This window comes from Marinoscillum furvescens DSM 4134 (assembly GCF_003386095.1).
GTDB lineage: Bacteria > Bacteroidota > Bacteroidia > Cytophagales > Cyclobacteriaceae > Marinoscillum > Marinoscillum furvescens.
The window spans coordinates 551439-576886 of record NZ_QREG01000001.1 but is presented as its reverse complement, the minus strand read 5'-3'; the positions used below and the strand labels follow the sequence as shown (position 1 = coordinate 576886).

The window sequence follows — 25448 nt, the reverse complement described above, 5'->3', positions numbered from 1 at the left end:
CTGATGGTACTGCAGTAAAATGTGGGAGAGTAAGTCGTTGCCAGTCTTTATCAAAGGGTAGTTCTTAATTGAGCTACCCTTTTTTTATGCGCTAGAGTTAAATCTTGAGGCCATATACGTACAACAAGTGAAGCATTACTTTAGTAAATATCTGGGTGTTTGCTGGGTCTGTGGCAGCGCTGATGGTAGACTGGGCGTCCCCCTGCAGTAAAGTGTGGGAGAGTAAGGCTACGTGCCTTGATCGTTGCTAGGTTTTATCAAGGGTAGTTCTTAATTGATCTATCCTTTTTTTGCACCAGGGTTAAATCTTGTAGCGATGCACACAGAACAAGTGAAAGATTACTCTAGTATCTAGCTGGGTGGTTGCTAGGGGCTGTGCCAAAGCAGATGGTAAACTAGGCGTCCCCCTGCAGTAAAATGTGGGAGAGTAAGGCTAGTTGTTCCAGGTTATGCGCACCGGGCTACACGTCCTGTTCATTTCCATTCTTTATCAAAGAAAAATTCTTAATTGAGTTACCCTTTTTTTAAACACCAGGGTTAAATCTTGTTGCGATACACACAGAACAAGTAAACGATTGCTCTAGTATCAGCTGGGTAGTTGCTGGGTCTGTGGCAGCGCTGATGGTAATCTGGGCGTCCCCTTGCAGTAATATGTGGGAAAGTAAGGCTATGTGGCCCGAGCTATGTTTTCTGGGCTTCGCGCCCCGATCCTTACTAGACTTTATAAGAAAAAATAATTGAGCTACCCTTTTTTTATGCGCTAGAGTTAAATCTTGTTGCGATATACACAGAACAAGTAAAAGATTACTCTAATATCTAGTTGGGTGGTTGCTTGGGGCTGTGCCAGCATTGGTGGTAGACTAAGCGTCCCCCTGCAATAAAATGTGGGAGAGTAAGGCTACGTGCCTTGATCGTTGCTAGTTTTTATCAAAGATGAATTCTTATTGAGCTACCCTTTTACTATGCGCTAGAATTAAAAGTTTAAGCGATACACCTTTGAATACAGCTGGGTGGTTGCTCGCGGCTGTGTCAGCACTGATTGTAGACTTGGCGTCCCCCTGCAGTGAAATGTGGGAGAGTAAGGCTACGTGCCCGGTTTACGCTCCCAGGCTATGAGTGGTAGGCTATGCTTGCCGATCGAATCTAGCCTTATCAAAGAAAAATTCTTATAAGAGCTACTCATTTTTTATGCGCTAGGGTTAAATCTTGTTGCGATACACACAAAACAAGTGAAATAATATTCTAGTATCTAGCAGGGTGGTTGCTTAGGGCTATGCCAGTACTGATGGTAGACTGGGCGTCCCACTGTAATAAAATGTGGGAGATTAAGGCTGGCAGGCATGGACTATACGCCTGGGTATTTGTGATAGGAAATACGCTTTGATCGTAACTAGTTGCTAAGTAGTAAGCTTGATCTCCTAGTTTGATAGCGAAGTACCTGAACAGAGTGATAGGTACTTAAGGAACGGTTAGTTATAGGCTCAAATGACAATTTGGGAATGTACCTAACGAAAAAAGCCACTTCATGAGATGAAGTGGCTTTGCTTTAAAATGAATTTTATATTAATCTTTTTTCTTAGACGATGAGCTACCTTTTTTGCCAGTGCCGGCTATTGAAGATCTCATGTCTGTGTCGGCCTCTATGTTTTGGAACTTGTAGTAGTCCATCACGCCAAGGTTGCCGCTTCTAAAGGCTTCTGCTAAGGCTTTAGGAACTTCTGCTTCAGCAAGAATTACTTTGGCACGTGCTTCTTGTGCTTTGGCAACCATTTCTTGTTCTTCGGCAACAGCCATCGCTCGTCTCTCTTCAGCTTTAGCTTCAGCTACTTTGAGGTCTGCAGAAGCCTGGTCTGTTTGTAGTTTGGCTCCGATATTAGCCCCTACATCTACATCTGCTATGTCAATAGATAGTATCTCAAACGCTGTACCAGCGTCAAGTCCACGTTGTAATACGAGCTTTGAAATTTTATCAGGGTTTTCAAGAACGTCTTTGTGACTAGCAGCCGAACCAATAGAAGTCACAATGCCTTCACCTACACGGGCAAGAATAGTATCTTCACCAGCCCCTCCGACGAGCTGCTGAATATTTGCGCGAACGGTAACACGTGCTTTTGCGACAAGCTGAATGCCATCAGCGGCAACAGCGGCAACAGATGGAGTATTGATTACTTTAGGGTTTACCGAAATCTGAACTGCCTCAAAAACATCACGGCCTGCCAGGTCTATGGCAGTGGCTTGTTTAAAGGTAAGGTTGATATTAGCTTTGTCAGCGGAGATTAATGCTTTGATTACCTGTGGTACATTACCACCTGCCAAATAGTGAGTTTCTAGTTCTTGAGTTTTAAGTGGTCTGGGTTGCCCGTCTATGGTTTCTTCACGAATCATGAGGCCTGCTTTTGTTGCTGTAATCAGTGAGTTTACGATAACAGAAGGCGGAACCTTTCGGATTCGCATGAAAACCAACTCTAATAGTCCTACTCTTACATTCGAAAACTGAGCGGTAATCCACAGGTTTACAGGAACGAAATAGAGAAAGACAAAAAAGGCAATGATGCCCGCGAAAATGATAAGTATAATAGTAATGCTTCCCATTGTGAAATTTGATTAATTAATAGGTTCTACGGTAATTCGGTTGTTTACTATTCGGGATATTTTCACCTCGATGCCTTCGTCAATCCATGAACCATTGGATTTAACTTCGACAATATGATTTTGAAATTCGGCTTTCCCGAAAGGTTTCAATGAAGAAATTGTTTTGCCTTCATCGCCTATTGAAAGTTTGTGTTTGAGGTCGTTTGATTTGCCAGAGCTGACATCCTTGAGTGAAAGCTTTTGCCAGGCATTGCTTCTAAAAGAAAGTATTACTGCTGCCATGCCACTGATAGCCGCCACGGCAAGAAATATATTGCCTGTAGTGCTCCCAAAGTAATCGTAGCACAGATACACGGAAAATCCAGAAACAACAAACCCGGCGATACCTACTATGGTAGTGCCGGGCACGAAGATCACTTCAATAACAATGAGTGCTATCCCAAAAATGAGTAAACCGATTACAGTGATCCAATCCATTCTACTAATATGCCTTTGCAAATAAGACGCGTTGCGTAGAGGGTTTTCCAGAGTAAATGCATGTGCCCTCTTCTTTTTCGGAATTTAGTGGAATACAACGAATAGTTGCTTTTGTTTCCTGTTTAATTTTTTCTTCCGTTTCCGATGTGCCGTCCCAATGTGCGTAAATGAATCCTCCGTCTTTTTTGAGCAATTCTTTGAATTCTTCGTAAGTGTCTACTTTGTGAGTGTTTTCCTGCTCAAATGACTTGGCCTTATTGTGGATGTTTTCCTGTATTTCTTGAAGGAGTTTTTCCACAAAACCCACCGTATCAGACTGCTGAACGAATTGTTTTTCTTTGGTGTCTCTTCGGGCGATTTCTACTGTGCCTTTTTGAAGATCTTTCGGTCCGATGGCTATTCTAACTGGCACGCCTTTAAGCTCATATTCGGCAAATTTCCAACCGGGTTTATGAGTGTCTCTCTTGTCAAACTGAACAGAGATGTTTTTCGATCTAAGCTCCGATGCAAATTTCTCAGCAACTTCAGAAATAGCTGCTAACTCTTCATCTTTGCGGTAAATCGGCACAATCACTACTTGTATAGGTGCCAGGTTTGGAGGAAGTACCAGACCATCATCATCTGAATGCGCCATGATGAGTGCACCCATTAAGCGAGTAGATACACCCCATGAAGTTCCCCATACAAATTCTTCTTTACCTTCTTTATTTGCAAACTTTACATCGAATGCTTTTGCGAAATTTTGTCCAAGAAAATGGGATGTTCCGGCCTGTAGCGCTTTTCCATCTTGCATCATAGCTTCTATGCAGTATGTTTCTACTGCTCCTGCAAATCGCTCATTCGCTGTTTTTACTCCTTTGGTAACAGGTAGCGCCATGAAGTTTTCTACGAAATCTGCATAGACGTTAAGCATTTGCTCGGTTTCTTCTATGGCTTCATTTTTAGTAGCATGAGCGGTGTGGCCTTCCTGCCAGAGAAATTCTGCGGTGCGTAGGAATAGTCTGGTGCGCATTTCCCATCGTACCACATTTGCCCATTGGTTGATCAGTAGTGGAAGATCACGGTAGGACTGGATCCAGTTTTTGTAGCTATCCCAGATCACTGTTTCTGATGTGGGACGTACGATAAGTTCTTCTTCGAGTTTAGCATCAGGATCTACTACCACACCGCCGTTTTCCTCATCATTTTTTAAGCGATAGTGGGTGACTACTGCACACTCTTTGGCAAAGCCTTCTACATGATCTGCTTCGCGGCTGAAGAATGATTTCGGGATAAAAAGCGGAAAATATGCGTTGGAGTGACCGGTGTCCTTGAACATTTTGTCAAGGGTTTGTTGCATCTTTTCCCAGATAGCAAATCCATATGGTTTTATGACCATACAGCCTCGTACGGGCGAATTTTCTGCTAAGCCTGCTTTTTTTACTAACTCATTGTACCACAGAGAATAGTCCTCAGACCTACTTGGAATTGCTTTGCTCATGCTATATTTAATGTTTTGGTATAGATATTGCTAAATCTTAATAGAATTTGGCTCACAAATATAGCCGGAGCAGCCGGAAACTTTGAGCAGGATTCTGTTGTAATATTAACAAAAGGAGGAATTATGAAAGCATTTGCCACACTCATGAAACGCACTAGCCTGGTAGTTTTGGGCTTTGGCTCCCTACAGGTAATGGGACAGGAGTACGATGATTTGTACTTTACAAAAAATGACCGAAAGGAAGTGGCACATGAGGCATCTGCTTCCAATCCCAGCAAAGAGACTTATCAGTCTTTTAGAAATAACAATTACTCAGAGAACTACTCTACTCACGAAGTAAACCCTGAGTACATAGCTCGCTATCAGTCGCAGGGCGACTATCAGTCAACGAATGAGTATACAGGAGAGCTAGATGAAAACGCTAATTACAGCGAACCAACGCTTTCTAATATTTCATACTTTCCGGAAGATTATCAGGAAGAAAACACAGGAACTACTATCATCAATAATTACTATCAGGATTCAAGGTTTAATAACCGGGGCTGGAACAACAATCCTCGTTGGGGATTCAATAATAGCTTTTGGTGTGATCCATGGTATAGTGGATGGAATATTTCATTTGGCTGGGGGGTAGGATCTGTGTGGTATAATGACCCCTGGTATAATCCATATTTTAGGTCTACCTGGTGGCCGAATACTTTCTATGGTGCTATGTATCCTTATGGAGATCCTCTTTACTATGGATTCGGAGGATTTAGAGGTTATCGATGGAATCGGTTTAACTATGCATATTCTGCGGGCTTCTATGATGGTATGTACTTTGGAGGGTATAACTACTACAACAGAGACAGGTTAGCAGATTCGCGTACGATCACGAGAGGCGCTCGCTACTCCAGAGGTGGACAAGTGGTGAGCAATAATAACAGAACTACACGTACGAGGGCTACATCAGCTTCAGGTACGAATGTCTCTAATAATTCCCGTGGAAGAAAGGACTATTCAAGGACTCAAAATGAATATTTTAGCAGGTCCAGGTCTTCCGCATCTACGAGCAACTCTCGTGTAGCAACTAGCTCTCGAAGTTCTAATAATCGAAGTGGAAATACTTCTTATTCTCGTTCCAGATCTTCATCAAGCCTGAGTCGAAATGGTACATCTAGCAACTCTAGAAGGTATAGTAGCTCTGGGGTTTCCAGAAGTACGCGTTCGTCTGGTTCTAGTTCTTACAGTCGCAGTAGTTCGTCGAGTAAAAGAACATATAGCACTCCTTCGAGAAGCTCTTCTAGTTCGTACTCCTCTGGTAGGAGCAGGTCTAGTAGTTTCTCTTCTGGTAGCTCTTCTAGCAGGAGTTCGTCCTCATACTCCAGGTCTAGTAGTAGCTCATCCAGATCTAGTGGTAGCTCTTCTCGAAGTAGAAGTAGCAGCAGTTCGTCAAGATCAAGGTCTGGTGGCCGGTAGGCAATAACCTGAAGGCCTGGTTAACGTAGCATCATTATATAGTTAAACGAGAAAAACTATGAACAAAATCATCATCATGATATTGGCTGGGATTGGTGTGCTTTTATTAGAAGTATCAGCCCAGTCCGATGCAGCCCTTGGGTATTACAAAGATGTGCTTCTCTTAGGGCAGGGAGGTTCTAGTTATGGCGGATCAGCACGTATGCAGGCCATCGGTGCTCAGTCCGCTTTAGGTGCAGACCTGAGTTCGGCTATGGCCAACCCGGCAGGCCTGGGCTTTTTTAATAGAAGTGTGGTTTCTTTTACACCTAGTGTTAATTTTCAAACAGCTGATGCGACGTACATTGGGCAAAGTAATACTACGTTTCGTAACAGTTTTAACTTTTCAAATATGGGTGTGGCTTTCAACACCAATAAAGGAGAGTACACCAATGAAAAATTTAAAGGGGGCACTTTCTCGATTACATTTCATCGGGTGAATACCTTTAATAGCGAACTGTTTTATAGTGGTCGAAACCCCAATAATTCCGTCACGGATAGTTTTGTGGAAGATTTGAATGCTGGTTTTGAGGGAGGCCAATTAGATTATGCTTTTGGTCAGTTTTTGGTGGAAAATGCTGATGGCTATGTATATGATATTAACCCAGGAGCACAGAGTTATATTTATCCTGAAGGTGATTTTGATGGGTACACCTCACTAGTAGGCTCCCGAAGTGTAGATCAGTATATGCCACGGCAGACCGAAAAAATCGTTAGATCAGGTGGTCAAAATGTATTGAACTTTGCCTGGGGTGGAAATTTTGATGATAAGGTGTATTTCGGAGGGGGGATTGGATTCGAATCAGTAAACTATTCAGAAAAGAAGACTTATCAGGAAAATGACTTCAGGGATCAGAACGGTGATCCTGATGACTTGCTGTACGGTATAGAAATAGTGGATGAGTTGCGAATAGAGGGAAGTGGAATAGGTTTTACAGGAGGATTTATTGTGCGACCAGCAGCATTCATGACTGTTGGTGTAAGTTACAAATCACCCGTTTATTACAGTTTGAATGATGAGAGCGGATTTACGTTTAGTACTGACTATAATGAGAATTATAGCTATTATGATGGGACGAATAGCGAGGGTGATTCATTGTACTATGATCTAGGGTATTTTAGTGAGTCCAGTGATCTGTTGACATCACAATATAACATCCGCACACCAGCAAAAGTCACAACAGGCTTAGCGTTTTTTATTGGTAAGTCAGGCTTTATTAGTGCTGATTTGGATTTTGTGGATTATGCAAGTGCACAAATTAGGTCTAGTGACTTCACCACTATAGGAGACAATCAAGCTATTCGGGATGTCTACCAAAATACAGTGAACTATCGTGTAGGTGGGGAGTATCGATTTGATATATTTCGACTAAGAGCAGGGTATGCAGGCTATGGAGATCCGTTTTCGGACTCAGATGTTGATGGTAGCTCTAAACAGCTTTCGTTTGGTGCGGGAATAAGAACCCGAGATTACTTCATTGATTTTTCTGTGGTAAACAGAAAAAGTCAAATGCAAATAGCTCCATACTTTGTATCTGAGGACACTCCCCAGGCAGCAGTAGATAGCAAAATGGCTACGATTTCAGCCACTGTAGGGTTTAACTTTTAGTGTTAAACCCGTACGGTAGCGTAGAGATTCTTTGAGATGTCTTTGTCCATTGACAATTACTGCTAGCTATTTTCAAGCTCCTGAGCTAGCCGCTTTGGATCTCGATGACTCAACGTGATTTTAGCTTTTTGATATACCGGAAGCCGTTGGTTTAGTAGCTCTTTCACCCTTTTTTCTGTATCACCCACCATCAGTGGTCGGTGATCTTTGGGGGCTAACCTTTTGATGAGTACAGATTCTTCAGCCTCCAGATATACAGTAGTCCCGTGTGCATTCATGTATTCCAGGCCGTCGTGATAACAGGGGGTGCCACCTCCGGTGGAAATGATCACTTCTTCTTGAGATTCGGTAATAATTCGCAGCATGCGGGCTTCCGCCTGTCGGAAATACTCCTCGCCTTCCTGTTCAAAAATGTCTGATATGGTACGCTCTTCCGCTTCTTCGATTTCTTTGTCCAGATCTATCAATGGGCAAATCAGCTCTTCTTCCAGTATGCGACCAAAATGAGATTTGCCAGATCCTGGCATGCCTATTAAGTAAATTCGTCCGTAAGATTTCAATACAGTAGTTGGTTGATTTCAGATACTTCAGGGGTGTCATTGTGGTGCCACTTGCCTCGCACGGTGCCGTTTGAAAGCAGTATTACCCCCGGGTTGGACCTCACCATGGTTTTGAGTACAGTAGCATCTGCATAAAAATAGGGCGCTGCGAGCTGCACTTCATGCCTGAAGCGCTCATATTGCTCATACCCAGATGCAGTTAGCACCCATGGTTCGGCTGTCTTTACATTGTTTACAAGGGCGGTGATGTCTTCTATGTTGTTTTTCGATGCCTTGTCAGCATTATAGATGATGATCAGCAGCTTATTGCCTTGCATCAGTTGGTCGGTAAAGTCTCCATCATCATTCCAGATGCTCAGGTCAGTTATTTTAGGTTGAGCCTCTGGGTTAACCAGGTTCATAGATTTGAACTCATAGGTTTTGTCTGACGGATATTGCTCGAAAGTGTACTCTTTACCGTCTTTTTCCATGATGTACTCATACTTTAGTTCCTCGGAAGGCTCCATGAGTGATGGTAAGTGGTTGCCCACGGCGTAGGCCCTAAAGTCGATAAAAGGCAAATGGCGAACGGCATAGTTTGCCAATAGTGTGAAGACGATTGTAGAGCCAATGATTTTTACGTACCCAAATTTTTCTGAAAACCAGCTGCCGTATTGATGCCTGTTGATAAATATGCCTATGATAAGTATGAGTAGAATAATGTCCTTATAAAAAGACTCCCAAGGGGTGAGTTTGATTGCATCTCCAAAGCACCCACAGTCGGTTACTTTGTTGAAATATGCTGAGTAAAAAGTAAGGAAAGTGAAAAACACGATCATTAATAGCAGCGCCCAGGCTGTTCGGGGCATTTTAAATCCAATGATCAGCGCTATACCGAGCACTACCTCCAGAACGCTAAGGAGTATTGCTAAAAACAGTGATGCAGGAATAAACCACTCAAAGAAAGGGGCGAAATCATAAGCGAATACTTCGAAATATTCTTTTAGCTTGATAGCTGTCCCTGCGGGATCGTTGATTTTAATTATTCCAGAAAAAATGAATAATCCTCCTACGAGGTATCGGGCTAATTCGTAAAAGATGCGCATTGGGAATGGTTATTTATACTTCTTTCAATTTGATCATGCAAAATACCGAGTAGTTGATGATGTCCTGATAGTTGGCATCTACACCTTCCGATATGATCGTTTTACCTGCATTGTCTTCAATTTGTTTCACGCGAAAGAGTTTCATTAAGATGATGTCTGTCATCGAACTTACGCGCATTTCTCGCCAGGCCTCTCCATAGTCATGGTTTTTATTGGTGAGCAGCTGAAGGGTGTCTTCAGCTGCTTTGTCGTATTTAGGCTCCAGAAGTTCGTAGCTTATTTCCATGGGGTCTTCTGGGGTGAGTTGCATTTGGATGAGTGCCATGATGCAATAGTTGATGATACCGATAAACTCAGACTGAATATCGTCACCTACTTTTTGCTCACCTTTTTCCTGGATAGACCTGATGCGTTGAGCTTTGATGTAGATTTGGTCTGTAATGGATGGCAGCCTCAGTATCCTCCAGGCAGTACCGTAATCTTTGGTTTTCTTTTCGAAAATTTCTTTGCATGATGCGATAATTTCGCGGTATTGCTCAATAGTGCTTGCCTTCAATTTCTAATCTGAGTTTATATTGTACGTATGGCTGACAAATCTAACACATTGCATCTTCAAAAGTCCATAAACGTGGCGGGGAACCTGCTGGACCTGGCTACCCCCAGAGTGATGGGGATACTGAATGTCACACCAGACTCATTTTATGCAGGCAGTAGAAAGCAAGAGCTATCAGCTGTATTGGGCAGCGCTGAACAGATGCTTATAGACGGAGCTACGTTTTTAGATGTTGGTGGATACTCCTCACGGCCCGGGGCATCAAACATTTCGGAAGGTGAAGAGCTTGATAGAATGGTGCCTGTGATCGATGCTTTGAGTAAGGAATTTCCAGAGGCCATATTGTCGGCAGATACATTTCGTGCCAAGGTAGCTCGCCTTGCAGTGGATGCGGGAGCACATGTGGTAAACGACATCTCGGCAGGATGTATGGACGATCGGATGCTGGCCACAGTAGGGGAGTTGGGGGTGCCATATATCGCAATGCACATGCGCGGTACCCCTCAGACCATGAACGCGAATACGGAATATGACGATTTGCTGAAAGAAATCATGGCATATTTTGCCGAACGGCTGGCTGCAGCACGGCTGGCAGGAATCAAAGATGTGATCATCGATCCGGGGTTTGGTTTTGCAAAAAAAGCGACCCAAAGTTTTGAATTGCTGCAAAAGCTGGATCATTTGGCTTATCTGGAGTGTCCGGTATTGGTGGGAGTTTCACGTAAGTCTATGATTTATAAAACATTAAATATTTCAGCCAATGAAGCTTTAAATGGTACAACTGTACTAAATACAGTAGCTTTGGGGCGAGGAGCATCTATCCTTCGCGTACATGACGTAAAGGAAGCTGTAGAAGCAGTAAAATTAGTAAATCAATTATCAGTTTGATATTAGGATTCAATATCGGGTTTTTAGAAATAGACTGGGTTGATATCATTGATATCTTCTTCGTTTCGGTATTGCTGTACCAGGTGTACAAGCTGATGAAAGGTAGTGTTGCTATCAAGATCTTTATTGGTTTCTTGGTACTTTACCTCATCTATTTGGTGGTAAATGCTGCCCAAATGGAGCTGCTCAGTAATATTTTAGGGCAGTTTATGGGAGTGGGAGTTTTGGCCGCTATCATTCTTTTTCAGCAAGAAATTAGAAAGTTCCTACTATTACTTGGTCGCACGCCGGTATTTGCCGAAGGTGACTTGCTGGAAAACTTCAAGCGACTTTGGAAAAGTAACACAGGGTATAGTAAGGCAGATATCACTCCACTGATAGAGGCAGCTAAGACACTGGGAGGAACGAATACGGGGGCGTTGATAGTGCTGTCCAAAAATTCTGAGTTGAAATTCTATGCCGAGTCAGGCGATCGTATCGATGCAGTGATTTCCAAGCGACTGTTGATGGCTATTTTCAATAAATACAGCCCGCTTCATGATGGAGCAGTAATCATTCATGACAACAAAATTGTGGCGGCCCGCTGTATATTGCCTGTAACCGAGCGAGACGTTCCTGCTCAGTTTGGTCTGCGCCACAGGGCGGGTATTGGCATGTCAGAAAATACAGATACGCTGGTGATTGTAGTTTCTGAAGAAACCGGTCAGCTGTCGACCATGCGCAATGGTGAGATTTTTCATAATCTGTCTACTCAGGAGCTGAGAAAGAAGATCAACGAATACCTCTACGAAGAAAGTTTTGAGCCGACCTCTTCTACAGATAATGTGCTTAAGAAGGCCAAAAAAGAAGGCTCTTCTAAGAAAGAAGAGCCTAAAAAGTCTGGAAAGAAAGAAGGTTCTAAGGAATCGATTCAGGCTAGCTGATTACTCCAAGTTCCTTGCCTACTTCCGTAAATGCAGTTATTGCTTGGTCTAAGTGTGACTGGTCGTGTACTGCAGACATTTGCACGCGAATTCGAGCCTGCCCTTTTGGTACTACCGGGAAGTAAAATCCAATCACATAAATTCCTTTTTCTAAAAGTTTGGCTGCCATTTTTTGAGAAAGCACTGCATCGTAAAGCATGATTGGTACGATGGCATGATCTCCAGGTTTGATGTCAAAGCCAGCTTCTGTCATTTTTGCACGGAAGTATTTGGTATTAGCCTCTAGCTTATCTCTCAGCTCTGTGGTTTCGGATAGCATGTCGATCACGGCAATAGAAGCTCCTACTATGGACGGAGCCAGTGTGTTGCTAAACAAGTACGGCCGTGAGCGCTGACGCAGCACTTCTATGATTTCTTTTTTGCCGGATGTAAACCCACCGGAAGCGCCTCCCAGGGCCTTGCCCAGTGTGCCAGTAATGATGTCCACTTTGTCCATACAGTTGCGGTACTCATGTACGCCGCGTCCTGTTTTGCCCATAAAGCCAGTGGAGTGGCATTCGTCGGTCATGACTACTGCGTCATATTTTTCAGCCAGCTCGCATATTTTGTCCAGTTGCGCCACGGTGCCGTCCATAGAAAACACGCCATCTGTTACAATGACTTTTACCTTGGCATCAGAAGCTTCCTGAAGTTTGGCTTCCAGGTCGGCCATGTCGTTGTGCTGGTAGCGGTAGCGAGCAGCTTTACAAAGACGTACGCCATCTATGATCGATGCGTGATTGAGTGCATCGGAGATGATGGCGTCTTCAGGGCCTAGCATAGGCTCAAAGACCCCACCATTGGCGTCAAACGCAGCAGCGTAAAGGATCGTGTCCTCTGTCCCTAGAAATTCGGATATTTTGCGCTCTAGCTCTTTATGAATGTCCTGTGTGCCACAGATAAATCGAACCGAAGACATGCCAAACCCGTGGGTGTCGATCGTTTTTTTGGCAGCTTCTACCACGCGCGGGTGAGAGGAGAGGCCCAGATAGTTGTTGGCACAGAAGTTTATGACCTCACTGCCATCCTGAAGTTTGATGACGGCATCCTGAGGCGTAGTGATGATGCGTTCTTCCTTAAATAATCCAGCCTCTTTTATATCGTTGATTTCGTTTTCGAGCTTGGTTTTAAGTGATTTGTACATGTTGTTTATTTTTTCGGGTTTTGCTTGATTATTTAGATGCTTTTGGTTTTCGGACTACTCGGGGTTTAGCTGCCTTCGGTTTAGAGGTCGCCGTGGTTTCAGGTGCCTGTTCTAATTTGTACAGATGCCTAAGCTTGTTGATCAAAAACAGCTTTTGCGCAGTAAAACTATTGGGGTGCATTTGCGAAAAATGCTCCTCGAATTCACAAAATCGCCCGGGTTCTTGCGCTGCGAAGCGCTCTGCGTCGATCTTTTTGCCGATGAGATAAGTCCTTAAGTCCATTTGGGAAACAAATTTAGAAGGAATGCCGATTATAGTATAAGGGAAAGCTCAAATTACTACTTTTGCCCCAAACACATTACCCCACCCAATTATGAATAAAGTACTTGTAATAGGTGCCTGCGGGCAGCTAGGTACGGAGTTAACCCTAAAGCTCCGTGATCTGTTTGGTGTAGACAATGTCATAGCCTCAGATCTGCGAGATCCTGCCGAACTCATTGCAGATGGACCCTACGAGCGTTTGGATGTGATGGATAAAGAATCTCTGGATCTCATTATAGATCAATATCAAATCACTGAAATTTATCATTTGGCGGCTATTTTGTCTGCAAAGGGTGAGCAAGCGCCTAAAATGGCCTGGGATCTCAACATGAACAGCTTGCTCAATGTGCTGGAGGCTGGTCGCAAAGGTGTGAAGAAAATTTACTGGCCTAGTTCTATAGCGGTGTTTGGTCCGGACACACCCTCCAATCAAACACCTCAGCATACGGTCATGAATCCCAATACTGTATATGGCATCAGTAAGCTGGCCGGTGAGCGATGGTGCGAATACTATCATCAAAAATATGGTGTAGATGTGCGCTCGCTTAGGTATCCCGGATTGATTGGGTACAAAGCACAGCCAGGTGGAGGTACTACAGACTATGCTGTTGATATCTTTTGGAAGGCAATCATGGATGGCTCCTATGAGTGTTTTTTGCGTGCAGACGCCAAGCTGCCCATGATGTATATGGACGATGCGGTGAAGGCTACTGTGGAGTTGATGCAGGCGGATGCAGACAAAGTCACCGTGCGCTCAAGTTACAATGTGTCCGCTATGAGCTTTTCTCCTGAAATGATCTATGAAGCCATATGCAAGCGGTATCCTGATTTTAAGATAACCTATACCCCTGATTTTCGTCAGGAGATAGCGGACAGCTGGCCCAATAGTATAGACGATTCGCAAGCGCGAAAAGACTGGGGGTGGCAGCATGATTTTGACCTGGATCAGTTGGTAGGAACCATGCTTGATAACCTCGAGGCAATTTTGGTTAGTGCCAAATAAAGCATATTAAAAGTGGGGATTTGGCAAAGATGCTTCTGAATCGATGCGTAAATCACCCCTTATTTCGGAAAATGTTTGAAATAATCTGATTTTTAATTTTTCTTTCGAGTTCATAAGAAATCATCGACTCTATGGCAGACTTGCAAAATCTTTCGCTGGCAACAGATGGAAGTATTCTGACTATTACAATAAACAGGGAAAGTAAACTCAATGCGCTGAATACCGCTACTTTGGCAGAGCTGAAGGAAGTCATTCAGTCTGTATATGATGACAAGGAAATAAGTGGAGTGATCCTCACCGGAGCAGGTGAAAAGGCCTTTGCGGCAGGTGCAGACATTGGAGAGTTTTCAGAGCTCAATGAAATGAATGCGCGAAAGTTTGCCGAAGAAGGGCAAGAGGTCTTTCAGTTGATTGAAAACTCTCATACACCAGTTATCGCAGTGGTAAATGGATTTGCCCTGGGGGGAGGCTGTGAACTCGCTATGGCATGCCACATGCGTGTGGCATCTGCAAATGCACGATTGGGGCAGCCTGAAGTAAATCTGGGGATTTTGCCAGGTTATGGAGGTACGCAGCGTCTGACTCAGCTGATAGGCAAGGGCCGAGCATTTGAATACCTCATGACCGGAGATATGATGGACGCTAATCAGGCTCAGTCGTTTGGTCTGGTGAACTACACGGAGGTAGACAAAGAAGCGGCTATGGCCAAGGCCAATGAAATACTGGCCAAAATAAGTGCTAAGGCTCCTATCGCCATAGGTCTGGTGGTAGACTGTGTAAACGCCGTTTATAACCACGATGAAAACGGCTATCAGACAGAGGCCAATGCTTTTGCTCGATGCTGCGGAACAGACGACTTCAAGGAAGGGGCTTCGGCTTTTATGGAAAAACGCACGCCAGAGTTTAAAGGCGAGTAAGTGGGTCAACTTAAACAGCTTGCAGGTCAAACCGTAATCTACGGAGCCAGCAGCATTCTTGGTAGACTACTCAATTACCTGCTGGTGCCGCTTTATACAGCGGTATTTGCAGTGGCTGAATACGGGGTAGTTACCGAGCTATATGCCATCGTGGCTTTTCTCAATGTGATTTACACCTATGGTTTTGAAACAGCCTATTTTCGGTTTGCGTCAAAAAGCGAAACGCCCTCTCATTATTTCAATGTTGCTCAGACTTCACTGATTCTCACTTCAGTTGTTCTAAGTGCATTATTAGCGCTTTTTTCAGCAGATATAGCTGAGGCTCTGGAGTATCCTGGTAGAGGGCATCTGGTGACTTGGCTGGCGATCATCATGGCGGTAGATGCTGTGGTAGTGGTGCCGTTTGCCAAACTCAGACTACAAAGCAAAGCTGTAAAGTTTGCCGGACTGAAGCTGATGAATATTAGTGCCAATATCGGCCTGAACCTATTTTTTTTGGTTTTTTGCCCCTGGTGGCTCTCGATGTTTCCAGATTCTATTGTAAGGTGGATTTACAATGAGCAGCTGGGAGTGGGGTACGTTTTTCTATCCAATCTGCTGGCCAATGCGCTGTATCTCCCATTTTTTGGCAGGGCATTTCTTCAGGTACGCTTTGCACTGGGTGCTGAGTGGAAACGGATGCTTTCATATGCTCTACCACTGATGGTGATGGGCTTGGCTGGAGTGACGAATGAAATGTTCTCCAGAGTATTACTAAAATATTGGCTGCCAGAAGGCTTCTATCCGGCCTATACCAATCAGGAGATTCTCGGGATTTTTGGCGGGTGTTATAAGCTGTCAGTTTTTATGACCCTGGCGATTCAAGCCTTTCGTTATGCGTTTGAGCCATTCTTTTTCTCCAAATCTGGAGATGCCCAGAGTCCTCAGCTTTTTGCTCGGGTGATGCACGGATTTGTGATTTTTGGTGCCTTTAGCTGGATGCTGATTTCCATTTTTTTACCTGAAGTCGCTCCCATACTGCTGCGCAAGCCGAGCTACCTCACGGCGCTGGAGATAGTGCCTTTGCTGTTGGGCGGAGGTTTGTTTTTAGGCATCTATTACAATCTGTCTGTGTGGTACAAGCTCACGGATAAGACCAAATATGGAGCCTGGATCACCGTGCTGGGTGCGGTGCTTACATTGCTTTTAAATTTTATATTGATACCTGTGCTGGGCTACATGGGCAGTGCCTGGACCACATTGGCGGTGTATTTCGTTATGGTAGTGGTTAGTTATTATTTAGGGCAAAGGCACTATCCGATTCCATACTTTACCGGGAAGGGGCTATTTTACATAGCTTTGGCTGGGCTTTCCATTATGCCGTTTTATTTTTGCGCGCTTAGCGGCCCCTCTAAGTATTTCACAGCCACGGCGTTATTGCTGCTGTTTGTGGGAGTGGTGTGGTGGCTAGATCTACGAAAAGGAACTTTGCTTAAAAAACAACTATAAAACTTATGAACTTAATAGTGCCTATGGCTGGCAAAGGCAAACGCTTGCGCCCGCATACACTTACTGTACCAAAGCCCTTAATCCCCATTGCTGGAAAACCGATTGTACAGCGACTGGTAGAAGATATTGCTGCTGTGACTCCAGAGCCCATTGAGAAGATAGGGTTTGTAGTAGGAGATTTTGGTGAGGAAACCGAAAAAGAACTGCTGCAAATAGCCGAAGCAGTAGGAGCCAGGGGGTATATTTTTTATCAAGAGGAGGCTTTGGGTACTGCTCATGCAGTACATTGTGCCCGAGAGATTATGCAGGGCAAGGTGACCGTGGCATTTTCGGATACTTTGTTTAAGGCTAACTTTAAACTCAATACGGAAGACGGAGGCATTATTTGGGTAAAACAAGTGGATGACCCGAGCGCTTATGGAGTAGTGAACCTGGATCAGGATGGAGTCATTACAGAGTTTGTAGAGAAGCCAAAAGAGCCTGTTTCAGCCCTGGCTATCATAGGTATATATTATTTCAAAGAAGGAGAAAAGCTTCGTGAGCAGCTAGATTATATAATAGACAATGACGTGCGTGCTGGTGGCGAATACCAGCTCACTACTGCCCTGGAAAATCTAAAGCAGGACGGGGTGAAGTTTACCACTGGTGCGGTAGACGCGTGGTTAGATTGTGGAAATAAACGTGTAACCGTGGAGTCAAACAGTCGGTACCTTGGATTTCTTGGAAAGAATATCATTTCTGAGTCTGCCATCGTTAAAGATAGCGTGGTGATTCCTCCGGTATTTATTGGCGACGGTGTGGAGGTTACAAACTCGGTCATCGGCCCTGGGGTATCTTTAGGTGCTGGTTCTAAGGTGTCAGATAGCCGCATTCAGGATGCGTTGATACAATCAGACAGTACGTTAAAAGGTGTGAATCTACAAAACTCGATGATTGGTAACCACGTTAACATGGAGTCTGCCCCAGAGGACGTAAGTCTTGGGGATTTTTCGGAATGGAAGAAATGATGGGATGAGAATAGCCTGCTTAGTCATATTGCTACTCTTTGCCAGCCTCGCTGAGGCGCAAAGAAAAAAGTCAAAGAAAGAAAAATTTGAGCCTTTGGATGTCACGGAGCTTTCTGAAAGTGATGCCCTGAAGCTCGAAATGATCCTGATAGATGCTGAGCGGGAGCATATTCTAGAAAATTACTACAAAGCTCTGGAGCTTTTTAAGGAAGCTTTGGAGATAGACCCCAGCAATGCGGTGGTCAATTTTAAAATCGCTGAAATTCTTACTAAGAATGGAGATAGCCAGCTCGCACTGCCTTATGCCACAAAAGCCATGCAGCTTGATGGGGGTAATAAATATTATTTGCTGCTAGCTGCAGAGGTTCAGAAATCGCTTTCCAATTATGAGGAAGCCGCCCGGATTTATCAGCAAATGATAGACCATATTCCGGGTACAGAGACTTATTTGTTTGACCTGGCGATCATTTATCAGTATCAGGGACAAAACGAAAAAGCGCTGGCGACCTACCGCCGTGCGGAGGAAGTGTTTGGCATGAACGAAATGGTGCTTCGCGAAAAGCAGAAGATCTACTTGAAAGACAAAGATTTCGATGCTTTGATTGCCGATTGGGACAAGCTCATTGGTGAAAACCCGGGGCAGGACCGCTATATCATTGAACTGTGCGAGTTTTTGATCGCCAACAATCGTTTGGAAGAAGCTAAAGAAAGACTGCAGACTCTCAACAACAGCAAGCATGCAGATTTGCTTTTAAGTGAAATAGCACTGCTGGAAGGCGATACCCCTCGTGCCATTAACCTGGCCATGAGCACATTCGATTCACCGAAGGTGGACTATAAAGCCAAACTTTCGGTTCTCAATAACTTTCTCGACTATGTGGTGACTCCAGAGGAGTTTGCGGCGATTACTGAGTTGACAAAGAAAATGGTGTCGCAGTACCCTGAGCAATATGAAGTGCTGGCATTTTCTGGGGATGTAATGTTTCGCCTAGAGCAAAAGGAAGAGGCCCGTGACTACTACCTTCGTGCTGTGAGCATTGATCCGGGGAATTTTGGTGTATGGCAAAATATTCTAAATCTGGAAGCATCACTCAATCAGTACGACAGTGTGATTGTTCACGCGGAAACAGCCTTAGAGTATTTCCCGAATCAGGCAGCGCTGTATTACTTTGCAGGCACTGGATATCTGATCAAAAAGGATTATCGTAAATCCGTACAAATTCTGGATCAGGGAAAAAGATTTGCCACTGAGCCTGGCTTGCTCACGATATTCTATGGGCAGATGGGTGATGCTTACAATAGCATGAAGCAATATGAAAAATCCTACGCTGCCTATGAGCAGGCGCTCAAAGCAAATCCCGACAATGACCATGTGCTGAATAATTACAGCTATTTCCTCAGCCTCAGAGAGGAAAAAATGGAAAAGGCTCTGGCAATGTCCACGAGGTTGGTTGAGGCTCACCCTGAAAACCCTACCTATCTGGATACGCATGGATGGGTGCTTTATACACTAGGTAAATTCGAAGAAGCTTTAGTTTATTTGCGAAAAGCTGCCAACATGCAAGAAGATGGTACAGTGATAGAACACTACGGTGATGTGCTCTTTCAACTTGGCAAAATAGATGAGGCGGTAGCACAATGGAAGCGTGCACTACAGACCAATGAGGCTTCTAAACAGATAGAAAAGAAAATTGCAGACAGAAAATTGTATGAGTAGTCTGGTGAGGACTTTGCTGGTGCTGACGGTAGTTTTGCTGGCAGGTTGTAATAAGAAGTTGTCGGATATCTTTGATAGAAATGGCAAGACACTCGTGGTAGACGATGTAGAGTTCGACTACTTGTCGGCCAAAGCTAAAATTGACTTTGAGTCAGAAAAAAATAGCCTTTCTGGGAGTGCTAATATTCGCATTCAGCGGGACAGTGTCATTTGGATGTCTTTGTCTCCCGGGCTAGGCATAGAAGTGGCCCGTGTGCTAATCACCACGGATTCCGTGGCGGTTATCGATAAAGTAAATAAGCAGTACATGCAGTACCACTTTGCGGATCTTAGTGAAAAATTTGACTTTGAGCTCAACTATCAGCTGGTGCAGTCTGCCATCCTGGGCAACCTCATTTATCCGTATGACAAAGAACGAGTCGTACGCTCACCACAGGCATACACCTACCGGCAACAGCACGGTCCATTTGCGTTTGAAAACTTTATAGGTGCTAAGACCATGAAGCTGGAAAAGGTACAGGTGCGGGATACAGTTTCTAATAATTCATTTTCTGTAAATTACAGTGATTTTCAGCTGGTAGAGGAGGAAGTCTTCCCTTATCAGATCATGGCCAAGCTGACTACTAGTAAAGAAAAAGGCAACACCGAAGTGCAGATTGCCTACAAGCAGACGTCCATCGAAAAGAAACCATTGAAATTTCCGTTTAATGTGCCACAGCGATATGAGCGTAAATAGTTGGTGTAAAGCCCTGGGGCTGCTATTGCTCATTTTTTCAACTTCCTTACATGCACAAAAGACCAAGTCTCAGCTAGAGCAGGAGAAGCGTGAAAACCTGAGCAAGATAGCTGAGGCGGAAAAAATTCTCAGTGACACTGAATCGGAGAAGAAGGCAACGCTTGGTCAGTTGCGGGCACTCAATCAACAGATAGCTGCACGTGAAGGGCTTATAAGCTCACTAAATCAGGAGATATCCTTGCTAGACGGTGAAATTTCCGACCTCAATATTATCGTAAGAGCATTGCAAGCCGACTTGAAGCGTCTTAAGGAAGAATATGCGGCCATGATTTACAGCAGCTATAAGGCAAATCAGGGATATTCCAAACTCACCTTTCTATTTTCTGCGCGTACGTTTAACCAGCTTTTTATGAGACTAAAGTACCTGGAGCAGTATGCAGATGCTCGGAAAATACAAGTGCGGCAGATTGAAGAAGTGAGCCGGGAGCTCGAAGATCAGCGGGGCAAAGTGGAGATAAAAAGAGCGGAGCAAAGAACTTTGCTCGATCAGCAGCTAGCAGAAAACAGGAAACTCATTCGCCTCAAATCCAAACAGAGCAACCTGGTACAGGAGCTAACCAAGAAAGAAAAAGAACTACAAAAAGAACTGGCCAACAGGAAAAAGGCAGTGGAGCGTCTGGACAATCTAATCGCAGAAATTGTGAGAAAAGAACTGGAGCGGTCCAAGACCCTGTCGTCTAGTGCCATTGCAGATGAGGAGGAGGTTTCAGCATCTTTTGAGGCCAATAAAAACAAACTGGCCTGGCCGGTGAGTTCGGGCTTTATTTCTTCTAAGTTTGGCAAACATCCGCACCCGGTAATGAAAGGAATCATCCAGGACAACCCTGGAGTGGACATTCAAACTCAAAAGGGTGAGCAGGTAAAAAGTGTGTACGATGGCAAGGTGATTCAGATCGCTTATGTGCCAGGCATGTACAATGTGGTCATCTTACAGCATGGTGAATACTATACCGTATATTCGAGGCTCAGGGAGGTCAATGTGAAGAAAGGCAACGTGGTTAAGAAAGATCAGGCCATAGGCTCAGTGCATACAGATAAGGACGGAGTTTCCGAAGTTCATTTTGAAGTTTGGAAAAACTACGCCAAACTTGATCCAGAAAAATGGCTTTCTCCGAAATGATTTTTTCGTAGGAACGTTTTATAGCTATCTTTGAAAATATTTTAAAAGCAATCAATTATGAATACGGTGTTAGCATTTGGAATGCCAGGTGGATGGGAATTGATCGTGATCATTTTGTTCGTGATCATCTTTTTCGGAGCGAAGAAAATACCTGAAATCGCCAGAGGCATGGGTAAAGGCATTCGTGAATTTAAAGATGCTACCAAAGAGATCAAGACTGAAATAGACGAAAGCGCTAAATCCACTTCTTCAGACGACTCTAAAAAGAACTAAAGTTTGCGTTCTCACTCCTCCTTTGCTGAAATCAGCCGGCAGCTTACTGACGGTTCGCTTACCTGCGTCCAGGTAGTAGAGCATTACCTGCAAAATATCCGGGCTAAAAACTCTGAGCTCAATGCCTTATTGTCTGTATATGATGAGGAGGCTTTAGAGCGAGCAGCTCTGGTAGATGGTAAATTGCAAGCTGGCTCAGCCGGCAAACTTGCCGGTATGGTAGTTTCTATCAAAGACGTCCTATGTTATCAGGATCATCCCTTGCAGTGTGGGTCAGAAATCCTCAATGGATTCGAGTCTCAGTTTAACGCTACAGCAGTTCAGCGTTTGCTGGATGAAGACGCTATCATCATAGGTCGCAATAATTGTGATGAGTTTGCAATGGGTTCCTCTAACGAGAATTCGGCATTTGGTCCCGTACGCAATGCCGATAATCCCAACAGAGTGCCCGGAGGGTCATCAGGAGGATCTGCAGTAGCAGTTCAGGCGGATATGTGTGCGGTATCACTAGGCACGGACACCGGTGGAAGTGTACGTCAGCCGGCCTCATTTTGCGGCATTCTAGGGCTGAAACCTACTTACAGTCGCATTTCTCGTCATGGCCTGGCGGCATATGCCAGCACGTTTGACACCATAGGGGTATTTGCACATCATGTAGCAGATATGGCCCTCGTTATGGAAGTAATCGCCGGTGAAGACGCTAATGACAGCACTGTGTCACGACAGGTCGTACCAGCCTATTCGCAGCAGCTAGAGGTTTCGAGCAAAAAGAAAATTGCCTATATCAAAGAGACCATCGATAACGATGCGCTTAATGGAGATGTGAAAGAAGCATTTCTTTCTAAAATTGAAGCACTCAAGGCAGATGGTCATACTGTAGAGGAGGTTTCATTTCCACTCATGGAGTATGCCCTTCCTACTTACTACATTCTTACCACTGCTGAGGCTAGTTCAAACTTGTCTCGCTATGATGGTGTGCGCTTTGGGCACCGGAGTACAGAAGCTAAAAACCTGGAAGAGATGTATAAAAAATCTCGTGCCGAAGGTTTTGGTGAGGAGGTACTTAAGAGAATACTGCTAGGAACGGCAGTGTTATCTGCAAGCTATCATGATGCCTATTATCTCAAGGCACAAAAGGTGCGCCGCATGATCCAAAGTGCGCTAAATGAACTTTTGGAGAATTATGATTTTGTGGCCATGCCAACAGCGCCAACCACGGCGTTTGAGCTCGGCGCCAAAACAGAAAACTCCATGGAAATGTACCTTGCTGACTTGTTTACCGTACAAGCTTCAGTAGCAGGGGTGCCAGCTATTTCTGTGCCTGTGGGTAGAGATCAGGATGGCATGTCCATAGGACTGCAGCTGATCACTAAGGCATTTGATGAAGCTAAGCTGTTAGCCTTCAGCAATTACCTTTTGGAAAATTAATCTGACAGTTTTCGTGTTATGACAGGTATGAAACAAATACTCTCAGGAGTTTTGGTGCTTATCGGTATCGCAGCGAATGCTCAGCGTCCGGATATCGCCTACGATTACATCCCTGACTTCACCTACGAAGAAATAGGGGCTCGAATCGATAGTATTGAAGGTGAAGTGCCGCTTGGCTACAATGAAAAGGTTAAGGCCTTTATCGATTACTTCACGATTCGTGATCGAGCCTATACTCGAAATGTGCTGAGTAAAATTGATTTGTATTTTCCCATTTTTGAGGAAACTCTGGCCAAATATGACCTGCCTGACGAACTCAAGTACCTCTCCATCGTGGAGTCAGGTTTGCGAGCCAACGCCATCTCACATGCCAACGCTGTAGGACTATGGCAGTTTATGTCTTCTACGGGCAAGATGTATGGATTGAAGAATGACTGGTACCTGGACGATCGTATGGATCCCTTTGCTTCCACAGATGCCGCTGCAAGGCATTTGCGGGACCTTCATAGCATGTTTAACGACTGGGAGTTAGCACTGGCAGCATACAATTGTGGCCCAGGCAACGTCCGCAAAGCAATTCGCAGAAGTGGTTATAAAAAGAAATTTTGGGACATTTACCGATACCTACCTCGCGAAACCAGGTCGTATGTGCCTCAGTTTGTTGCCATCATGTACACCGTAAATTATGCTGCGGAGCACAACCTCCTTCCAGAACATAAGGAAATAATGCCCCGGTTTGATACGGTTATGGTCAGCCAGTACTTTCATTTGGAGACTTTTGCTCGTCAGCTCAACGTCTGCCTGGATGACTTGCTTGCATTAAACCCAAACATCAAGCGAGGGGCATTGCCTGAGGGCACCAAAAATTTTGCGCTACGTATTCCTGCCGACCTGAAAGATACTATAGTGGCCAATCGGGCGGTGTTGTACGATACTGCCGGTAGAGTGGGAAAGGCTCAACTAGAATATCTGGCAAGAAACACCCCGGGTAGTACCTATGGCCGAATCAAACAAATCTATCGCGTTCGGAGTGGCGATGTGCTGGGCACCATCGCACAGCGTTATCATGTGCGAGTCTCAGACCTTCGTGCCTGGAACAACATTCGTGGCAACATGATAAGAGTAGGCCAAAGGCTCAATGTCTGGGTGATGCCTACCTACAGTAGCAGTACCAAAGACCTCTACACTTCCTCAGCAAGAGATGTCAATAAGCCCAAACCATTGCCCGGGCAGAAGGTATACTATGTGCAGCCAGGCGATACACTGTGGGATATTGCCAACAAATACGCTGGCCTATCTATAGAGCAGCTCAAATCCCTGAACAACCTGAAGGGCAATACCATAAAGCCGGGTCAGCAACTTATCATATCTTCACAGTAAATTCGTTGGTATTAAAGTTGCCTTTAATAACCTTTACGAACAAACCCAGAATTGCCATGAGAATTACATTCCTGCTGACTGTTTTTTGTCTGTCCACTCTAATTGCCTGTAAAAGCACAACCGATAAAGTCAAAAAAGATTTTATGCCGTTGGCGCGTGGTGAGGCTGATGAAATAATCCTGGTGATCGACTCGGCGCACTGGGCCACAGATCTGGGGGATCAGATGCGAGACATGTACCGCCAGTACATGCGTGGCCTGCCACAGGATGAGCCAAAGTTTTCCCTCAACAAGGTAAACCCGAGAAAGTTGAATGACGTCTTCAAGCATGCCAAAAACATGATCTTTGTCATGACGCTTGATAAAAAAGGCCTCGAAAGCACTACGATTAGAGAGTACTTTACGGACAATTCGCTGAAAATGATCCAACAGGACAGTTCGTTGTTTTATACTGTTCGTAGAGATGAGTTTGCCAAAGGCCAAATAGTCTTGTATTTGTTTGGACAGAATGAAGAGCAACTGCTGGAAAAGATAAAAGACAACAGGTCTCGTCTAATCGAGCTGTTTGAGTCTGCCGTGAGGCAGCGTACAAGGGAAAAAGTCCTTGCCAAATCTAAAGATCAGCTTGAAAAAGCTATCGCAGAGGACCATGCTTACACGATGGAGATTCCGTTTGGTTATGATCTGGCCAAAAACCTGAAGGACTTTGTATGGCTTAGAAAACTTGAAAAAGAATCCGAACTCAACATTATAATTCATGAACGACCGTATAATGATCGAGGAGTTTTTAATAAGGTAGACGAACTGAGAGATGAAATCACATCCACGTACTTGCGCGATTCAGAAAAACCTCAACTTCACATTGCCAGACAGCAGGTAGTGCCGATTTTCACAGAAAGAGTTACTTTCAATGACCGATTTGCAGTAGAAGCCAGAGGGCTATGGAAAGTAAGTGACAATTCGGCGGGAGGACCCTATGTGAGCTATACTGTGGTGGATGAGGCAAGTCAGACGCTTTATTATGTGGAGGGCTATGTTTACAATCCTGCCGGAAAGAAAAAACAATTGATACGCGAAGTAGAAGCGATCATTTCTACATTTAAAATAGATTCAAACACTCAGGAAAACCCATCCTGAATAAAACAATAAAA

General features: G+C 44.4%; 22 protein-coding genes. 15 read left to right on the top strand and 7 right to left on the bottom strand.

All coding sequences use genetic code 11. The features are described from left to right. Positions 1-1563: 1563 nt before the first annotated feature. From floA to proS, 3 genes are read right to left on the bottom strand one after another with little or no spacing between them, the layout of a single operon-like run. Entirely contained in the window at positions 1564-2592 is a 1029-nt protein-coding gene (floA, locus tag C7460_RS02610; RefSeq protein WP_115866495.1) for a flotillin-like protein FloA, read from the bottom strand. A gap of 12 nt (positions 2593-2604) precedes the next feature. Further along, positions 2605-3069: an NfeD family protein gene (locus C7460_RS02605; protein ID WP_115866494.1), complete on the bottom strand. Its 465-nt coding sequence runs from the start codon at positions 3067-3069 to the stop codon at positions 2605-2607. A gap of 4 nt (positions 3070-3073) precedes the next feature. Then, entirely contained in the window at positions 3074-4549 is a 1476-nt protein-coding gene (proS, locus tag C7460_RS02600) for a proline--tRNA ligase (protein ID WP_115866493.1), read from the bottom strand. A 123-nt stretch (positions 4550-4672) separates the two neighbouring features. Here proS and C7460_RS23600 point away from each other — a divergent pair, with 123 nt between their 5' ends. Continuing rightward, positions 4673-6007: a hypothetical protein gene (locus C7460_RS23600; RefSeq protein WP_170147855.1), complete on the top strand. Its 1335-nt coding sequence runs from the start codon at positions 4673-4675 to the stop codon at positions 6005-6007. 58 nt (positions 6008-6065) lie between these two features. Next, the gene (locus tag C7460_RS02580; protein ID WP_115866490.1) at positions 6066-7655 is read left to right on the top strand and encodes an outer membrane protein transport protein; all 1590 of its coding nucleotides are present in this window, start codon (positions 6066-6068) and stop codon (positions 7653-7655) included. A 62-nt stretch (positions 7656-7717) separates the two neighbouring features. Here the strand turns inward: C7460_RS02580 and C7460_RS02575 are convergent, their stop codons facing one another. From C7460_RS02575 to C7460_RS02565, 3 genes are read right to left on the bottom strand one after another with little or no spacing between them, the layout of a single operon-like run. Next, the gene (locus C7460_RS02575; protein ID WP_147302829.1) at positions 7718-8215 is read right to left on the bottom strand and encodes a shikimate kinase; all 498 of its coding nucleotides are present in this window, start codon (positions 8213-8215) and stop codon (positions 7718-7720) included. Continuing rightward, entirely contained in the window at positions 8212-9300 is a 1089-nt protein-coding gene (locus tag C7460_RS02570) for a BT_3928 family protein (protein WP_115866488.1), read from the bottom strand. Before C7460_RS02570 ends, C7460_RS02575 begins: the two co-directional genes overlap by 4 nt. Positions 9301-9313: 13 nt before the next feature. Then, complete coding sequence (locus C7460_RS02565) at positions 9314-9856, bottom strand: DUF1599 domain-containing protein (protein WP_115866487.1); 543 nt, start codon at positions 9854-9856, stop codon at positions 9314-9316. Between the two features lie 72 nt (positions 9857-9928). Here C7460_RS02565 and folP point away from each other — a divergent pair, with 72 nt between their 5' ends. Next, positions 9929-10741, top strand: coding sequence for a dihydropteroate synthase (gene folP / locus C7460_RS02560; protein ID WP_317127681.1), 813 nt, complete (start codon positions 9929-9931; stop codon positions 10739-10741). Continuing rightward, positions 10738-11664, top strand: coding sequence for a diadenylate cyclase CdaA (gene cdaA, locus C7460_RS02555; RefSeq protein WP_115866485.1), 927 nt, complete (start codon positions 10738-10740; stop codon positions 11662-11664). The genes folP and cdaA overlap by 4 nt, the downstream gene beginning before the upstream one ends. Here the strand turns inward: cdaA and kbl are convergent. Next, complete coding sequence (kbl, locus tag C7460_RS02550; protein WP_115866484.1) at positions 11657-12847, bottom strand: glycine C-acetyltransferase; 1191 nt, start codon at positions 12845-12847, stop codon at positions 11657-11659. The two genes, cdaA and kbl, sit on opposite strands and share 8 nt — an antisense overlap. Before the next feature lie 374 nt (positions 12848-13221). Here kbl and C7460_RS02540 point away from each other — a divergent pair, with 374 nt between their 5' ends. The 11 genes from C7460_RS02540 to C7460_RS02490 all read left to right on the top strand — a co-directional run bounded on the left by C7460_RS02540 (position 13222) and on the right by C7460_RS02490 (position 25434). Beyond that, the gene (locus C7460_RS02540; protein ID WP_115866482.1) at positions 13222-14172 is read left to right on the top strand and encodes an NAD-dependent epimerase/dehydratase family protein; all 951 of its coding nucleotides are present in this window, start codon (positions 13222-13224) and stop codon (positions 14170-14172) included. Between the two features lie 131 nt (positions 14173-14303). Next, positions 14304-15089 carry an enoyl-CoA hydratase/isomerase family protein gene (locus C7460_RS02535; protein ID WP_115866481.1) on the top strand — a complete coding sequence of 262 codons (786 nt, stop codon included), beginning with the start codon at positions 14304-14306 and terminating at the stop codon, positions 15087-15089. Beyond that, complete coding sequence (locus C7460_RS02530) at positions 15090-16577, top strand: oligosaccharide flippase family protein (protein ID WP_115866480.1); 1488 nt, start codon at positions 15090-15092, stop codon at positions 16575-16577. Positions 16578-16582: 5 nt separating this feature from the next. Next, entirely contained in the window at positions 16583-17584 is a 1002-nt protein-coding gene (locus C7460_RS02525; protein WP_115866479.1) for a sugar phosphate nucleotidyltransferase, read from the top strand. A gap of 4 nt (positions 17585-17588) precedes the next feature. Beyond that, the gene (locus C7460_RS02520) at positions 17589-19301 is read left to right on the top strand and encodes a tetratricopeptide repeat protein (protein ID WP_115866478.1); all 1713 of its coding nucleotides are present in this window, start codon (positions 17589-17591) and stop codon (positions 19299-19301) included. Further along, on the top strand, positions 19294-20037 hold the full coding sequence (locus C7460_RS02515; RefSeq protein ID WP_115866477.1) for a DUF4292 domain-containing protein: 744 nt from the start codon (positions 19294-19296) through the stop codon (positions 20035-20037). Before C7460_RS02520 ends, C7460_RS02515 begins: the two co-directional genes overlap by 8 nt. Further along, on the top strand, positions 20024-21217 hold the full coding sequence (locus tag C7460_RS02510; protein WP_170147854.1) for a murein hydrolase activator EnvC family protein: 1194 nt from the start codon (positions 20024-20026) through the stop codon (positions 21215-21217). Before C7460_RS02515 ends, C7460_RS02510 begins: the two co-directional genes overlap by 14 nt. Positions 21218-21274: 57 nt before the next feature. Continuing rightward, positions 21275-21490, top strand: coding sequence for a Sec-independent protein translocase subunit TatA/TatB (locus tag C7460_RS02505; RefSeq protein ID WP_115866475.1), 216 nt, complete (start codon positions 21275-21277; stop codon positions 21488-21490). Positions 21491-21493: 3 nt separating this feature from the next. Then, positions 21494-22918 carry an Asp-tRNA(Asn)/Glu-tRNA(Gln) amidotransferase subunit GatA gene (gene gatA, locus C7460_RS02500; protein WP_115866474.1) on the top strand — a complete coding sequence of 475 codons (1425 nt, stop codon included), beginning with the start codon at positions 21494-21496 and terminating at the stop codon, positions 22916-22918. Positions 22919-22945: 27 nt separating this feature from the next. Next, positions 22946-24298, top strand: a complete 1353-nt coding sequence (locus C7460_RS02495) for a lytic transglycosylase domain-containing protein (protein ID WP_170147853.1) — start codon at positions 22946-22948, stop codon at positions 24296-24298. Between the two features lie 56 nt (positions 24299-24354). Continuing rightward, the gene (locus C7460_RS02490) at positions 24355-25434 is read left to right on the top strand and encodes a DUF4837 family protein (RefSeq protein WP_115866472.1); all 1080 of its coding nucleotides are present in this window, start codon (positions 24355-24357) and stop codon (positions 25432-25434) included. The last annotated feature ends 14 nt before the right edge of the window (positions 25435-25448 follow it).

Coding starts and splice junctions, on each gene's coding strand:
- floA (WP_115866495.1), bottom strand. CDS start 2,592: ATGGGAAGCATTACTATTATACTTATCATTTTCGCGGGCATCATTGCC.
- C7460_RS02605 (WP_115866494.1), bottom strand. CDS start 3,069: ATGGATTGGATCACTGTAATCGGTTTACTCATTTTTGGGATAGCACTC.
- proS (WP_115866493.1), bottom strand. CDS start 4,549: ATGAGCAAAGCAATTCCAAGTAGGTCTGAGGACTATTCTCTGTGGTAC.
- C7460_RS23600 (WP_170147855.1), top strand. CDS start 4,673: ATGAAAGCATTTGCCACACTCATGAAACGCACTAGCCTGGTAGTTTTG.
- C7460_RS02580 (WP_115866490.1), top strand. CDS start 6,066: ATGAACAAAATCATCATCATGATATTGGCTGGGATTGGTGTGCTTTTA.
- C7460_RS02570 (WP_115866488.1), bottom strand. CDS start 9,300: ATGCGCATCTTTTACGAATTAGCCCGATACCTCGTAGGAGGATTATTC.
- kbl (WP_115866484.1), bottom strand. CDS start 12,847: ATGTACAAATCACTTAAAACCAAGCTCGAAAACGAAATCAACGATATA.
- C7460_RS02540 (WP_115866482.1), top strand. CDS start 13,222: ATGAATAAAGTACTTGTAATAGGTGCCTGCGGGCAGCTAGGTACGGAG.
- C7460_RS02535 (WP_115866481.1), top strand. CDS start 14,304: ATGGCAGACTTGCAAAATCTTTCGCTGGCAACAGATGGAAGTATTCTG.
- C7460_RS02525 (WP_115866479.1), top strand. CDS start 16,583: ATGAACTTAATAGTGCCTATGGCTGGCAAAGGCAAACGCTTGCGCCCG.
- C7460_RS02520 (WP_115866478.1), top strand. CDS start 17,589: ATGAGAATAGCCTGCTTAGTCATATTGCTACTCTTTGCCAGCCTCGCT.
- C7460_RS02515 (WP_115866477.1), top strand. CDS start 19,294: ATGAGTAGTCTGGTGAGGACTTTGCTGGTGCTGACGGTAGTTTTGCTG.
- C7460_RS02510 (WP_170147854.1), top strand. CDS start 20,024: ATGAGCGTAAATAGTTGGTGTAAAGCCCTGGGGCTGCTATTGCTCATT.
- C7460_RS02505 (WP_115866475.1), top strand. CDS start 21,275: ATGAATACGGTGTTAGCATTTGGAATGCCAGGTGGATGGGAATTGATC.
- C7460_RS02495 (WP_170147853.1), top strand. CDS start 22,946: ATGAAACAAATACTCTCAGGAGTTTTGGTGCTTATCGGTATCGCAGCG.
- C7460_RS02490 (WP_115866472.1), top strand. CDS start 24,355: ATGAGAATTACATTCCTGCTGACTGTTTTTTGTCTGTCCACTCTAATT.